At 52.9% G+C, this 13036-nt stretch carries 13 protein-coding genes; 5 read left to right on the forward strand and 8 right to left on the reverse strand.

The window, feature by feature from the left end; genetic code table 11:
- Positions 1 to 67: 67 nt before the first annotated feature.
- The gene (locus ACNA05_RS10500) at positions 68 to 2281 is read left to right on the forward strand and encodes a M28 family peptidase (RefSeq protein WP_415811440.1); all 2214 of its coding nucleotides are present in this window, start codon (positions 68 to 70) and stop codon (positions 2279 to 2281) included.
- Between the two features lie 54 nt (positions 2282 to 2335).
- Here the strand turns inward: ACNA05_RS10500 and ACNA05_RS10505 are convergent, their stop codons facing one another.
- From ACNA05_RS10505 to aroC, 6 genes are all read right to left on the reverse strand, one after another.
- Positions 2336 to 2950 carry a glycine zipper 2TM domain-containing protein gene (locus ACNA05_RS10505; RefSeq protein WP_415811441.1) on the reverse strand — a complete coding sequence of 205 codons (615 nt, stop codon included), beginning with the start codon at positions 2948 to 2950 and terminating at the stop codon, positions 2336 to 2338.
- 187 nt (positions 2951 to 3137) lie between these two features.
- Positions 3138 to 4658 (reverse strand): hypothetical protein, encoded by a 1521-nt coding sequence (locus ACNA05_RS10510; protein ID WP_415811442.1) that lies wholly within the window; start codon positions 4656 to 4658, stop codon positions 3138 to 3140.
- Positions 4659 to 4908: 250 nt separating this feature from the next.
- Entirely contained in the window at positions 4909 to 5553 is a 645-nt protein-coding gene (locus tag ACNA05_RS10515) for a hypothetical protein (protein ID WP_415811443.1), read from the reverse strand.
- A gap of 156 nt (positions 5554 to 5709) precedes the next feature.
- Positions 5710 to 6807, reverse strand: a complete 1098-nt coding sequence (locus tag ACNA05_RS10520; RefSeq protein WP_415811444.1) for an alpha/beta hydrolase — start codon at positions 6805 to 6807, stop codon at positions 5710 to 5712.
- Positions 6808 to 6880: 73 nt separating this feature from the next.
- Positions 6881 to 7876, reverse strand: a complete 996-nt coding sequence (locus tag ACNA05_RS10525) for a hypothetical protein (protein ID WP_415811445.1) — start codon at positions 7874 to 7876, stop codon at positions 6881 to 6883.
- A gap of 90 nt (positions 7877 to 7966) precedes the next feature.
- Positions 7967 to 9037 (reverse strand): chorismate synthase, encoded by a 1071-nt coding sequence (gene aroC, locus ACNA05_RS10530; RefSeq protein WP_415811446.1) that lies wholly within the window; start codon positions 9035 to 9037, stop codon positions 7967 to 7969.
- A gap of 143 nt (positions 9038 to 9180) precedes the next feature.
- Between aroC and ACNA05_RS10535 the strand changes: the two genes are divergently transcribed.
- Positions 9181 to 9618, forward strand: coding sequence for an OmpA family protein (locus ACNA05_RS10535; protein WP_415811447.1), 438 nt, complete (start codon positions 9181 to 9183; stop codon positions 9616 to 9618).
- Positions 9619 to 9691: 73 nt separating this feature from the next.
- Here the strand turns inward: ACNA05_RS10535 and ACNA05_RS10540 are convergent, their stop codons facing one another.
- Positions 9692 to 9907: a DnaJ domain-containing protein gene (locus tag ACNA05_RS10540; protein ID WP_415811448.1), complete on the reverse strand. Its 216-nt coding sequence runs from the start codon at positions 9905 to 9907 to the stop codon at positions 9692 to 9694.
- A gap of 181 nt (positions 9908 to 10088) precedes the next feature.
- On the opposite strand from ACNA05_RS10540, the gene pdxH reads away from it, so the two are divergent.
- From pdxH to ACNA05_RS10555, 3 genes are read left to right on the forward strand one after another with little or no spacing between them, the layout of a single operon-like run.
- Entirely contained in the window at positions 10089 to 10748 is a 660-nt protein-coding gene (pdxH, locus tag ACNA05_RS10545) for a pyridoxamine 5'-phosphate oxidase (protein ID WP_415811449.1), read from the forward strand.
- Positions 10749 to 10757: 9 nt separating this feature from the next.
- On the forward strand, positions 10758 to 11222 hold the full coding sequence (locus ACNA05_RS10550) for a hypothetical protein (RefSeq protein ID WP_415811450.1): 465 nt from the start codon (positions 10758 to 10760) through the stop codon (positions 11220 to 11222).
- A 29-nt stretch (positions 11223 to 11251) separates the two neighbouring features.
- On the forward strand, positions 11252 to 12154 hold the full coding sequence (locus ACNA05_RS10555; protein WP_415811451.1) for a DUF1499 domain-containing protein: 903 nt from the start codon (positions 11252 to 11254) through the stop codon (positions 12152 to 12154).
- Here ACNA05_RS10555 and ACNA05_RS10560 read toward each other — a convergent pair.
- Positions 12151 to 12984 carry an MBL fold metallo-hydrolase gene (locus ACNA05_RS10560; RefSeq protein WP_415811550.1) on the reverse strand — a complete coding sequence of 278 codons (834 nt, stop codon included), beginning with the start codon at positions 12982 to 12984 and terminating at the stop codon, positions 12151 to 12153. The two genes, ACNA05_RS10555 and ACNA05_RS10560, sit on opposite strands and share 4 nt — an antisense overlap.
- Positions 12985 to 13036 lie beyond the last annotated feature (52 nt).

A 13036-nucleotide genomic window follows, 5' to 3' on the forward strand; every position in this document is an offset into this window, starting at 1 on the left:
AACCCGGATTTCCTTCTATCGCATGGCGCAGGGGCCGCTAAGGGACGCATGGCGACGGGGAATGATTATGAAAAGACCAAATGGTTTTGGCTTGGCCTTACTGATTGTGTTTCTCTTTGCAGCAGCGACTTTGCGGCAATTAAGTGTCTCTCCACCCGATATTCAATCCGATCATGTTTTTGATACGGCGGAGGCCTTTACCCGGCTTGAACGCTTACTTGATGATGAAACGCCCCATCCCGTCGACTCGGACGCAAATGATGAAGTGCGCGAAAGGCTCGTTGCCGAGATCACGGATTTAGGGTTTGAGCCCATTATCCGGGACGACTTTATCTGTAAGCCCTACCCCAATTCCGCGAGTTGCGCACGCGTTCAGAATGTTATGTTTTGGCTAAACGAGCCGGGCCCTGAAGCCGTGATGATTGCTTCGCATTACGACTCTGTGCCCGCAGGGCCGGGGGCAAGCGACGACGGAATTGGCGTCGCCGCCAGCCTTGAAATCGCCTCTGTTTTGAAAGGGCGTGATCTTGCCAAGCCTGTACTGGTTTTAATGACTGACGGTGAGGAGACCGGACTTATCGGCGCGCATTCTTTTGTCAAAAAAGACCCCTTTGCCTCTCTCATCGGGTCTGTTGTGAGTATGGAAGCACGCGGCGTGCGGGGGCCCGTGGCGATGTTTCAGACGGGCACGCCGAATCAACGCGACATTCAAGCTCTGAAGACAGATATTCGAAAACCGCTGACGAGCTCTCTGGCGGCGGCGGTTTACGATATTATGCCCAGTGATACGGATGTGACCGAGTTTTTACCTCTGGAGCCTGATGTCGCCAATTACGCCGTCGGGGAAGGCGTGGCCTTCTACCATACGCCCGGAGACAATCTGGCGAATTTGGACAAACGGTCTTTATTTCATATGGGCGCTAACGGATTATCCGCGGTGGAGGCCTATCTCGAAACGCCGATGGATGATTCTGAGGGACAGTGGCTCTATACGGATATTTTCGGCTTTTTCATCCTGTCTATGCCCCTAATTGTGGGGATGGGTTTAGTCGCCTTCGGCTTGCTGGGCGCTATCGTGATGTTTGTCAAATCTGATAGAGACGGCGGCGTGCGCGCCTTTTTCTTCCCGCCCGCCGCGCTCCTTCTTGGGGCAGGTTTGGCGATCGCTTTGACATTTGTAGTGGCGAGTATCCGGCCCGAGGCAAGCTTTGCTTTTGCGCAGCCTTGGGTGCTACGCGCTGCGCAAAGCGCCGCCGGTTTACTTGGAGCGTTTTTAGCTTTGAAATTTATGGCTCGCAATGTGTCGGGTCTTCGACTGGCATCGGCAGGATGGGTTTGGTTCGCCCTTTTCGGCGGCCTCATGAGCGTATATTTGCCGGGCGGATTGATTTTATTTGCTCCGCCTCTGGCTCTTATAGCCTTGGCCGGACTATTGTCATTTTTAGGTGCGAGGCTGGTAGCGACCTTACTCTCGGTTTTGGCAGCAATTACTTTCCTTGTGATAATTTTGCCCGCTTCCGCTTTCGCAGAAATTATGTTGTTTCTCGAATACTCTGCGCCACTAACAATCTTATATATCTTCTGCTTTATTTTTCTCGCGCCGCTTTGCCTCTCGGAGCGACTGAAGCGTCAACCTCTGGGCTGGGCTCCGGCTGTTGGTCTGGCGGTAGTGAGTTTAGGTTTTCTAATTTGCGCAATATTTGTTCCGGCCTATAGCCCAGAGTCCCCGCAACCGCTTTCGATTGCGCATGTGGAGAGTGAGGATGACGGGACGTCTCAATGGGTGTTTGGCAAGCGCGATCCGTTGCCAAAGACTATGCGCGAAGTTACGCAATTTAACACGTCACCCGACGACCCTGATGAATTATCGGCTCAGGCACCTGAAATATCGACTGAAGGGATGAGGCTGAATGTTATTCGAGATAGCGTGAGGGCAGACCGGCGCACTGTTACTCTAAGGATAGACGCCCCTGAAAGTGACCGAATCTATCTAGGACTCCAAGGTTCGGCTGAGACAAAATTTGTGTCTCTAAATGGCCTCGAGATAGAAGGGCAAAAGCAAAATATAGTTTGTTCAGGACGAAGCTGTCGAAACCTCGAACTTAATGTGCAGCTTCCGCTTGGCGCTAAGCTGACAACATTAGGCGTTTCTACGTCTTATTTCGGTTTGGGGCCGGAGAGTCGAGACTTACTGGAAGCTCGCCCGGATTGGGCTATGCCCATTCAGCTTGGCGATCGACGCATAAGATCCAAAACGATTGAATTGGTTGCTCAGCCCTAGCGGCGTTTCTATGTGCAAAAGAAAACCCCGCCTGAGCGGGGTTGATAGCTTTGTTTAGTGACGACCGCGACGCCCGTGATGGCCACGGCGACCGTGATAGCCGCGATTGCGATAATGTCCGCGATGGCGATAATGTCCGCGATGGCGATAGTGATGCCCGCGTGGACGGTAATGACGACCGCGATTGTAGTAGCGACCCCCACTATTCAAATTAATTGAGAGTGAGGTTCCCGAACGCGGATAATAGGAATTATAGTAAGGCCGCGTATAGGTTCTGGTGTAGGTCGTCCGATAGCCCGGATTGTAATAGCCGTTATTATATGTCGTTCGTCCATAATACCCGGTGTTCGAATTGTAATAGCGACCATTATTATAATAGCCGTTATTGTAGCGCACATTGCTACGACGGCCATCGCTCGCAATTGCTGCGCCTGCAACGCCGCCAATAACAGCGCCTAAGACTGAGCCTTCAGTTCTAGCCCCATTTCCGGCGACCTGGCTACCAAGTACCGCCCCCGCAACAGCGCCAATTCCAGCGCCGACCAGTTGGTCATCTCCGTTAGAGCCTTGATGGTAGTGGTTATAGCCATTGTCATGAGCCGAAGCGGCAACAGGTGCCATTGCGACGGCCGCAATAGCGGCGATAGTGAATCCAATTTTAAAACGCATGAGATACTCCTTTGATTGTCGTTTTCGACGAGCCTCTCCCTAAATAACCCGACATCAATTGCCTTTAATCTACACAATCAAAGATGAACGGTTGCGGAACGAATTGTTAAACAAGATTACAATTGAGTCATGAAAAAGGCCGCTCTCCTGTTGAGAACGGCCATAAATCGCCCCGATTTTAATTGTGTTAGTGATGCTTTTTGCAGCGTCCTGAGTCATGATTATACCCGATCAAATCGCCGTTTCCATCGTAGCGTTTGTGACTGTCAGCGTAACAATAAGTTTGCGTCTGAGGCACATGTCGGACAATTGGCGTCGGCTCTACGATAACCTTCGGAGAGGCAAGACAGGTTCCGTCGCCTTGATCAGATGTTCCGGCGGGGCAGTGTTGCGGTATAACAATTGGGGCCTGGCCATAAACTGTTTTCGCAGGCTCCAAACATGTCCCGTCACCTTGGTCAGTCGTGCCGACAGGGCAGCTTTGCGGGATCACAATAGGGGCTTGACCCAAAACCGTCTTTGCAGGTTCTAGGCAGGTACCGTCGCCCTGATCGGACGTTCCGGCCGGGCAATGTTGTTCGATAACAATCGGCGCCTGTCCAAGAACCGTTTTGGCGGGTTCAAGACAAGTTCCGTTACCTTGGTCCGACGTTCCGGCCGGGCAATGGGATGGAATGACTGTCGGGGCAGGTTCATAAACAGTTCGCGGCGGGGTCATGCAGGTGCCGTCCGCTTGTTCATAGGTACCCTGAGGGCAATCTGCTTTTACGACAACTCTTTCCTTACGAATAATTTCGCGCTGAACGCGAATCTTCGGAGCTGGGGCACAAGGCGACCCGCAAGAGGGAGCGTAGGGCGTGACCGGAATGACCGGCCCGGCAACATATTCTCCGCGATGATATGTACCCGGAGGCGTCGCGAGGACGGGACCTGAATTCAGCCCTGTCAGCGGACCATAAAACGGGCCGGAAGCGGGCGTACCGACGCCGTGTGGCGAGGTCGGGATTCGTTGGAAGCGTGAAGCACTGCCGCGATAGGTTGTCGGTATGCTCACCTGTCCTGAATAGGATGAACCTCGATACGTTGTAGGAATGGTGACGCTTCCGCCTGTGTAAGCCGTCGGCGCATATGGCGCAGGACCATAAGAGGCCGTCGCCCCGGTATAGCCGCCGCTATAGCCAGCGCCGCCATAGCCAACGTCGTAAGTGCTGCCGCCATAGACATTGCCGGTATAGGCTGGGCCGTTATAACGCGGTTGGGCTGTTCGGTTGGCAAGACTATAACCCGCAACGCCGCCTAGAACGGCTCCAATGGCGGTGCCTTCTTGGCGCTGGCCAGATCCCGCGAGATTAGAGCCGATAGCGCCCCCAATACCGGCGCCAATCGCTGTACCCGCCAAATTCCGGCCATTAAATCCCGGATTGAATTGCCCAGCATAAGGGTTTCCTGCATAGGTGCTGCGGCTATTGCCGTAAGCCGCGCCGGCGAGGCCGCCTGCTACGGCGCCAATGGCCGTATATTCATCGCCTTGTCCATTTGGCGCGATGTTAGAGCCGATGACGCCGCCAAGTCCCGCGCCAACCGCGCCGCCGAGAAGCGTGCTATTGTCCAGATTCCCGATGAGCTGAGCTTGAGCCGAAGCAGGGAGTAAGGCCAGCGTCAGCAATGTCGCTGTCCCTGTCAAAAATGTAGTACGAATCTGCGTCATCTCTTTAACTCCCAAAAAGCGGACGTTCTGTGCCTGTCAGGCTGTTTCAGTCCGGGCATTGCGTCTCATGTGGAAAGGGAGATGCAAATTTCGCGCCTGTTACAATCGGAATAGCGAGTTTTGCGAGGCGAGACAAAACTAATCGCTTATCAGGCGAAAAGATTGGTTAAGTTGCCATAAAAAAGCCCCGGCGTAATGCCGGGGCTTTCTCTTCTGACCCCGCCCCTTCTACTGACGGGGAGAGGAAGTCCTAGTGATGGCTATAACAGAGGTTACGTGAGTTTCCGTGATAGTGACCGCGGCGATAATCATTGCGGTGACTATAGTGACGACCATTTCGGCGGATATCTTTCAACTGATCCAGCTCACGGCCAACCTGTCTAATGCGGCGGTCAATCCAGCGGCTCCGGTCATAACGATTGCGACGTTTTAGTCGGTCCCGTTCGGCGCGAAGGGCTGCGATTTGTCGGTCAATGTTACCGTAACTATTATAGTGACGGTTATTATGACGGTAATTCCTATTACCGCGTCCACGATGAGCCACATTCACAATAGCGGGCTGATAGCCATTATCGTAGCCATAATCTGCCGTCCGGTAGTTATTATTACCTTGTTCACGGCGACATTTTACGCTCTCATCACCTAATCCGGCACCTGCAGCGGCTCCAAGAGCCGCGCCGAGAAACGCACCTTCATTCCCGTTACCACGGGCAGCAACTTCGGAGCCCACAACCCCGCCCAGGACTGCGCCTATGACTCCGCCAATAACTTGGGCTTCATCATTTTTCTTCTCGCAGCGATAGTCATTTGCGGATGCAATTGCCGGTAGAGCAGTAAAGGCAGTCGCGGCAAGGGCGACTGCAGTCAATGTTTTGGCTTTGTTAAATAAGGCCATGTTCAGTCTCCTGTCTTCAGTTGCGGCGGGCGAAATGCCTTTGCCGATGAATACAGGTATAGAAGGGCGGCTCTGAACTGACCCTGAGCCGAGAATTCAGAAATGGTTCAGAAAGATGGAAATGAAAGAAAAATGGTCGAAAAAACCCAGTAATAGCTAGGATAAATGGGCGTTTAAAAACTTACCGGCGAGGTCGAAAGCGTCTGTAGAGGCCGGTAAAACATCGTCGAAAATCTGGAAAACGTGCGGAACATTGTCCCAAAGCTGTAAAGAGACGGGGGAACCTGCCTCTTCCAGTTTAGAGGCGAATCGGATGCAATCATCGCGCAAAAGCTCGTCATAGCTGGCTTGTATCAGGGTGGGCGGCAAATTCGAAAGATCGTCAAAAACCGGCGAAATATCGGGGTCGCATGGGGTGAACCCGGTCTGCTTTTTCATCCCAATGAGTAAAAGCGGACGCGGGATTTTGAGGAGCGGGCCGACCAAAGGGGTTAACATTTTATCCTTGCCCAGATTGGATTTAAAACTGTCTCCTGACGCCGTTGAATCGGTATTTGGCGAAAGCGTGTATATGGCGTCGGCTTGGCGTAAACCGTGGTCACGAGACCAATTGGCGATCATATGCGCCAGATTGCCCCCCGCGCTGTCGCCAGAGATGGCAAAACTTTTTGCCTTAGAGAGGCCGTCCGGGCCATTATCCAATATCCATTTATAACAGGCTTTGGCGTCATCTATGGGCGCGCTTCTCGGGTTTTCGGGCAGGAGACGGTAATTCGGAACAAACACAGCCGCTTTGGTGCGCTTGGCCAGATTAACCGAAATGGCGCGGTGGCTGATATCACTTCCGGCGGTAAAGGCCCCGCCGTGATAATAGAGTATGCGTTTGTCAGGATCATAGCCTTCTACCAGAGTCCATCGCCCCGGGACGGTCAGGCCGTCCATCTCGACAACATCGTCGCGATATTCTGCTTTCAGATCCGTACGTCTCAGGCCGGCCTCATCAAATCTTCTGCGCTTGGCATCCCATCCGCTCTTTGCGGCAGCCGACACAGCTGGTTTGACGAAGTTTTCTTCCAGATATTCATCAATAATTTTCATCGGCTTTGAATCCGGATCGACATGGAAGTCCGGTTCGGCATCGCGATCATATTTTTTAAGGGAAGGGCCGCCGAGCGACCTCATTTTGCCTTTGTAGGCGAGAAACAATCCGGCGCCGACAACTGTGGCGCCGCTAAGCATGAAGAGATGAAACATAGGTTTTAACTAAGGCTAAAATAAAAGATTGCCAGATTTAACTCTGAACGCACGACATACATTTTGCTTGGCGCTAAGACGCGCCGCTAGTGCGTGTTGGCGCACCTAAGCCTTCCTGATGCGCCGCGGCGAGAAGCGCGTCCATCGTTTTATCCTTGAGAGGGTATTTAAATTTCGCCCCGGCGAAATTGGCATTTTTCCATTGTAGGCGACAGCTATGCCAGGCTCCGTCCAGTTCCAGACTAAGTTTGGCGCGTTTGCCTAAATATCCGTCATGTTTGAATTTTAAACCCTTTTGGGTGATATCGATGACGGTCATTTGGTAATAATGTTTCCCGATTTTGAACTTGGTCTCTTGATGTATCAGGTGTCGATGATCTCTGGCGCGCGAGCGTTTGGAGTATTTCCGCCAGCCATAAATCAAGACAATGAGAGACAGAGCCATCGCGATAGACAGGAAAGGATGTCCCTGAATGTCGAGTTTTGGCCCGTTACTTATGGATTTTGCCAGAGTGCGCGTATTGGCTTTTTCATTTGAGAGCGTTTCGCTGGAGGAAAAGGTGCTCGGCGTCGCACTCTCGGACCCTGTAGAAGGGAGGCTCCTGCCTGCCTTGACTACGCTCTCGCCCTCCATAGGTGATGCTAAGGTATTGGCAGCGTCATTATTCGTACAACCCCAATACCGATTGAGCGTTAAGAGGCTGTCTGCAATCAAGGCAGGATTCGTCGTGTTCAAAATCTCTTGGGCAACGTCATCATACCCCGCCTGCGCACTCTCAACCGCCCTGCGTAGGGCAGAGACGTGCAGAAAAAGCGCGCGGTCTTCTTCTGGAAATGCCTCGCGGTAGGACGCAGGTTGCAGGGCAGGCAGAGAGATTTGAGCTACAGTGTTTTTCAGGACAGGAATATTTTGGGAATACTGCCGAAAAGACGTGTCGCTCTGTATATCGCGAAGAATGGAAACCGTTTGCAGAACATTATCTACTCCATCACAGCTCGGCGTTGCTGCGGCAGGCTGAAAACAACCCATGAGCAACGCAAAGCAAAGAATGAAACGGCGTATCAACATGAGACTAGATTAGGCCCATTTGGTTAAATTTGTTGATATAGAATTGTGACTGCCCGGAGGTTTAACAGTCGAATAAGGTTGTAAATAAATTTATCCCACTTGACCGCGATGCCTCAATTTATGATCTGCCAGCACGACAGCCATCATCGCTTCGGCGACGGGTACGCCGCGTATGCCGACACAGGGGTCGTGGCGGCCTTTGGTCTGGACGTCAATCTCTTCGCCTTTCGAGGTTACGGAGCGCGTTTTTTGCATCATAGAGGAGGTCGGTTTGATGGCGACGCGGCAGATGATTTCGTCGCCATTGCTAATGCCCCCTAAAATGCCTCCGGACTTATTCGTAAGGAAATCCGGGCCGTTTTCTCCGGCGCGCATTTCGTCGGCATTTTCGACGCCGCTCATGCCGGCCGTCGCAAAGCCGGCGCCGATTTCCACGCCTTTGGCCGCGTTAATGCTCATCATCCCCATGGCAAGGTCCGAGTCGAGCTTGCCATAAATCGGGGCGCCCCAGCCGGCGGGCACGCCGGAGGCGCGGATTTCAAGGAGCGCGCCGACGGAATTGCCGTCTTTGCGGACGCTGTCCAGATAACCTTCCCACTCTTTGGCGGCGGCTTCGTCAGGACACCAGAAGGGGTTTTGAGAGGTTTGATCCCAGTCCCAATTGTCTGGATTGATTTTCTTTTCGCCGATCTGCACGACCGCGCCTCGTATTTGGATGTCGCTGCCTAGAACCTTGCGGGCAATCGCGCCAGCAGCGACGCGATTGGCGGTTTCGCGGGCGGAGCTACGACCGCCGCCGCGATAGTCCCGAATGCCGTATTTGGCGTCATAGCTCATATCGGCGTGGCCGGGCCGGTAGCGGTCTTTGATCTCTGAGTAATCGCGGGAGCGCTGATCGGTGTTTTCTATCAACAGCGAAATAGGCGTCCCGGTGGTTTGGCCTTCAAATACACCGGAGAGGATTTTCACGGCGTCAGGCTCGCGGCGCTGAGTCACGAAACGTGACGTGCCAGGACGGCGTTGATCGAGATAGGATTGAATATCAGATTCGGTTAGGGGAAGGAGAGGGGGGCAGCCGTCTATGACGCAGCCAATGGCAGGGCCATGGCTCTCGCCCCAGGTCGTAAATCGAAAAAGATGGCCGAATGTATTATGTGACATAGGCGCGTCTTAACGAGGTTTTTAGAGCCGGGCTAGTCTTAACGAAAGGCGATTTCGGGAACGATATAGCGTTAAATGGGTTTAATCTTCAGTCCATGATGGGCTGAACTGACCTAACCCTGACGCAAATAGAGAGAGATTTCATGAAACATATTTTAACCGCAACCGCCGCCCTTTCGCTTGCATTCGGTTTGAGCGCCTGTGCCACAATGAAAGATAAAATGGGTATGGATGGCACTGAAGCCTGCGCCGCCAAGAGTTATGCCGTGTTCTTTGACACGGGAAGCGCCGATTTTGACGAGTCCGCGTCTGGCGTTCTCGACAATATCGCAACGGCTTATCAAGGCTGCGATCTGGCCCAACTTGAAATTCTCGGTTATGCGGATTCTGTTGGGACGAGTGAAGCCAATCTGGAGCTTTCAGATAATCGCGCTGAAGCCGTTCTAGCCGCTCTAGAGGAACGAAACGTGCTAGCCAATCGCGTCCGGATCGTCCCAATGGGTGACAGAACCGCGCCTATGGAAGGCGAACCAAATCCATTCGAGCGCCGCGCTGTCGTGCGTCTAAACTCGGATTTTTAAGAGACTATCGTATTAAAAAACGGGCTCAAGGGCCCGTTTTTTATTTAATCCCGTTCTCAATTCGGTTGTCTGTTTAAAAGGCTCTCGCCCCGGCTCTGACGCGGATTGACTGCGGCGCTGGCGGAATGAGAGTTTCGTAAGCGGCCTTCGCCTGAAGAAATGCCTGCATATTTGAATAAGGGCTGTCAGGATGGAAAAACTTGGCTTTTTTGCGCCAGGCGGCTCTAATATCGGCTTCGCGGGCGCCCATCGGAAGTCCTAATGTCATCATAGCTTGCTGGCGGGTCATTAACGGAGCCTCCTTTATCTTTTTATTATCCCTAACAGAGAGTTTATATGTGACGGGAAGTGGTTAATAACGCCTTATAGAGCATGGTTAATTTTACTCTTCCCGAAGAATAATTTTGATAATTTCCTAACTTTCAGGAATACTGCCTGCACTGTTGATTTAAGAGGACTGAAAAGCAACCATGGCCCCGTCTGATACTGTCATCCCTGCCACGCCTTCGGATAAGAAATATTCCGAAACGGAGAGCCGCGACCTGAGTTGGATAGAAGCGGCGGACCCTATTGCACTTTCCAAAACTTGGCTGGCCGAGGCGGCGGAAACCGAGCCGAATGATTCCAATGCCATGTCTCTTTCAACCGTCGACGAAAATGGTCTGCCGGACGTTCGTATTGTCTTGCTCAAGGGCTTGGATGAACGGGGATTTGTTTTTTATACAAATGGAGAAAGCGCCAAAGCCGAGCAGCTACGCCGCGGCAAGGCAGCGTTATGCTTACACTGGAAAAGCCAGAAGCGTCAGCTACGGGTGAGGGGCTCCGTCAGTCCCGTTTCAACCGAAGAGTCCGATGCCTATTTTGCACAACGTGCCAGAGGCTCTCGCGTCGGAGCTTGGGCGTCGGATCAATCCCGCCCGGTTGCGGATCGTCAAACCATGGTTGAGCGGGTTGAAGAGGTGGAGCAGAGGTTTGGCGGAAGAGATGTGCCGCGTCCGCCGCATTGGTATGGTTGGCGCGTCAGTCCAGACGTGATCGAATTTTGGCAGGACGGAGCTTTTCGACTACATGACCGTATTGTCTTTACACCCTCCAAAGAGGGTTGGACTAAAACCCGACTCTATCCATAAGGCGAAGAGATGGAAGGCTTCTTTGTAATTCTAATTTTTATAATTGCCGCCTTTAGTATTTTGTTTGGCAAGGACGCGGGCGCAAAGTTGTCGGCGGGACGTAAAAGCGAAGCAGATAACATTCCGGCCTCCCTCCGGGCAAAGTGGGACGCCGAGGACGAGACTACGTCTGGGCAATCGGAACAAGTTACGTCTCATCACGCATTAAACCCTCAAGCCCGGAGGCCGGGCTTGGAGCGCGATGAACGAGAGCTAAACGAAGAAACTGAGCGACAGACGCGGCGCGACGATCACAGGACGAAAGCCCAGAGAAAAGCTATGGCGAAGCTTGGGCGGGGCGAACCACGCGATCAAAACCCGAACCGTCGTGATGATTGGGGCCGGCGCGGACATCTGAGCGGCGGTTGGGTAACACCGGCTATTATCAGCCTGCTGAGCGCTGGGGCTGTCGCGGCCTTGTTTGCCAGCAGCTAAAGCCCTACAGAAACTAAAAAGGAGGTCGTATGACCCAAAACGATAATTCGGCCCCGGGAGAAAATCAGGCTCCTAAAAGAAAACCCGCGCAGCAGACGTCGATGTCTGTTCCGCCGCCCAAAGAAACCGGACGTAAGCGCCGTAATATTCGCAGATGGGTTTTGCGTGTGTCACTGGCTCTGACTATTCTCGGGCCGCTGATTTTCATCGTTGCAGCCATTGGCTATAAAATTGGTCTGTTCAGCCTCGGGTTTAGTCTCGGAACCCTGACGCGCGGTATCGGCCCCAACATCCTAATCGCCGGACTGATTGTATCTGTCTTGGCTCTGATTTTGGCTATTGTCGTCAAGCCGAAAAAAGGCATCGCTATCGGCATAATTGGCATTTTGGTGCCGGTCTTGGGGATGGGATACGCCATTCAGGTGAAAAACAAGGCGCAGCGCTTGCCCTTTATTCATGATATCACAACGGACACGCAAAACGTCCCGCAATTCGGAGCGGAAATTATGGCGGAGCGCGCGGGAACCGAGGGCGTTAATACAACAGATTATGCCGGGAAAATGGCCCGGTCTCAGGACGCGCAGGGAAATCCGACAGAATCTCTTGTCTCCGTGCTGCAAACGCGGGGCTATCCGGATATCCGCTCTATTGTCGTAAGTGATGATAAAGAGGCGGCCTTTGCCAAGGCGGAAGCTGTGGCGCGGCAAATGGGTTGGAAAATCAAAGCCACAAATTCCGATGCCGGAACGATCGAGGCGACGGACACGACATTCTGGTATGGCTTCAAAGACGATGTCATCATACGCCTGCGCAATTCAGAAGGCGGCGGCACTTTGGTGGATATTCGGTCAATTTCTCGGGTTGGCGGCTCAGACCTCGGGAAAAATGCCGAGCGAATTCATGACTTCCTCGACAGAATGAAGGACGCTTAGGCGGGGCGGTAGCTCTGCTTTAGCCCGTCCGGCCCGTCGGCTTTAACCCGTCCGTCTTGGCGCATGTGAATGAGATGCGACAGGACGCTATGGGCGGCGGCCGGATGTAAGCGCTTGTCGATATTCGCATAAAGTTTGCCAACAATTTCGAATATGTCTGTTAGACCGCTCTCTACAGCTTCGGCGATTTGCATTTCGCGGGCCATGCGATGGTCAATATAGGCTTTTACAAAAACATCGACATCCGTAATGGCCGGGCCGTGGGTAGGGCGCAATATATCAAAGTGACGGTCGTAAACGCGGCGAAGGCTGTTTAAATAATCTCCCATATCCCCGTCGGGCGGACTAACCACACTTGTTGACCAGCCCATGATATGGTCGCCAGAGAAAAGCGTATTTTCTTCTTTAAGGGCATAGCAAAGATGATTGGAGGTGTGACCGGGCGTATGAATAGCTTCAATCGTCCACCCGTCGCCATTGATGATTTTGCCGTCCCGGATTTCTACGTCAGGCTTAAAGGAAAGATCATCTCCGGCTTCGAGACGCACCTCGCCGCCTTGGGGTGGCCGGGGCTGAAGGCCGTAGCCATACACCTGACAATCATGCGCCTCGGCCAGAGGTTTAGCCAAGGGAGAATGGTCAATATGGTGATGCGTCACCAGCACATGGGTAACATTTCGTCCGTCTAAGGCTTTGTCCAGCGCCGCTTTGTGCGCCGGTGTGTCTGGACCCGGATCGATGACGGCCACATTTTTGTCGCCAATAATGAAGACGCCTGTGCCGGTATAGGTAAAAGGACCAGGGTTATCCGCCACAACGCGCTGAACCATTGGGCTGAGTTGATCGCAGCGCCCATAGTCAAAATCATAATTGCGAATAAAT

It is taken from the genome of Litorimonas haliclonae (genome assembly GCF_965138505.1).
Lineage (GTDB): Bacteria > Pseudomonadota > Alphaproteobacteria > Caulobacterales > Maricaulaceae > Litorimonas > Litorimonas haliclonae.

What these genes read in the sequence shown, in the direction of transcription:
- ACNA05_RS10500 (WP_415811440.1), top strand. Translation starts at nt 68, where the DNA reads ATGAAAAGACCAAATGGTTTTGGCTTGGCCTTACTGATTGTGTTTCTC.
- ACNA05_RS10505 (WP_415811441.1), bottom strand. Translation starts at nt 2,950, where the DNA reads ATGCGTTTTAAAATTGGATTCACTATCGCCGCTATTGCGGCCGTCGCA.
- ACNA05_RS10510 (WP_415811442.1), bottom strand. Translation starts at nt 4,658, where the DNA reads ATGACGCAGATTCGTACTACATTTTTGACAGGGACAGCGACATTGCTG.
- ACNA05_RS10515 (WP_415811443.1), bottom strand. Translation starts at nt 5,553, where the DNA reads ATGGCCTTATTTAACAAAGCCAAAACATTGACTGCAGTCGCCCTTGCC.
- ACNA05_RS10520 (WP_415811444.1), bottom strand. Translation starts at nt 6,807, where the DNA reads ATGTTTCATCTCTTCATGCTTAGCGGCGCCACAGTTGTCGGCGCCGGA.
- ACNA05_RS10525 (WP_415811445.1), bottom strand. Translation starts at nt 7,876, where the DNA reads ATGTTGATACGCCGTTTCATTCTTTGCTTTGCGTTGCTCATGGGTTGT.
- aroC (WP_415811446.1), bottom strand. Translation starts at nt 9,037, where the DNA reads ATGTCACATAATACATTCGGCCATCTTTTTCGATTTACGACCTGGGGC.
- ACNA05_RS10535 (WP_415811447.1), top strand. Translation starts at nt 9,181, where the DNA reads ATGAAACATATTTTAACCGCAACCGCCGCCCTTTCGCTTGCATTCGGT.
- ACNA05_RS10540 (WP_415811448.1), bottom strand. Translation starts at nt 9,907, where the DNA reads ATGACCCGCCAGCAAGCTATGATGACATTAGGACTTCCGATGGGCGCC.
- pdxH (WP_415811449.1), top strand. Translation starts at nt 10,089, where the DNA reads ATGGCCCCGTCTGATACTGTCATCCCTGCCACGCCTTCGGATAAGAAA.
- ACNA05_RS10550 (WP_415811450.1), top strand. Translation starts at nt 10,758, where the DNA reads ATGGAAGGCTTCTTTGTAATTCTAATTTTTATAATTGCCGCCTTTAGT.
- ACNA05_RS10555 (WP_415811451.1), top strand. Translation starts at nt 11,252, where the DNA reads ATGACCCAAAACGATAATTCGGCCCCGGGAGAAAATCAGGCTCCTAAA.
- ACNA05_RS10560 (WP_415811550.1), bottom strand. Translation starts at nt 12,984, where the DNA reads ATGGTTCAGCGCGTTGTGGCGGATAACCCTGGTCCTTTTACCTATACC.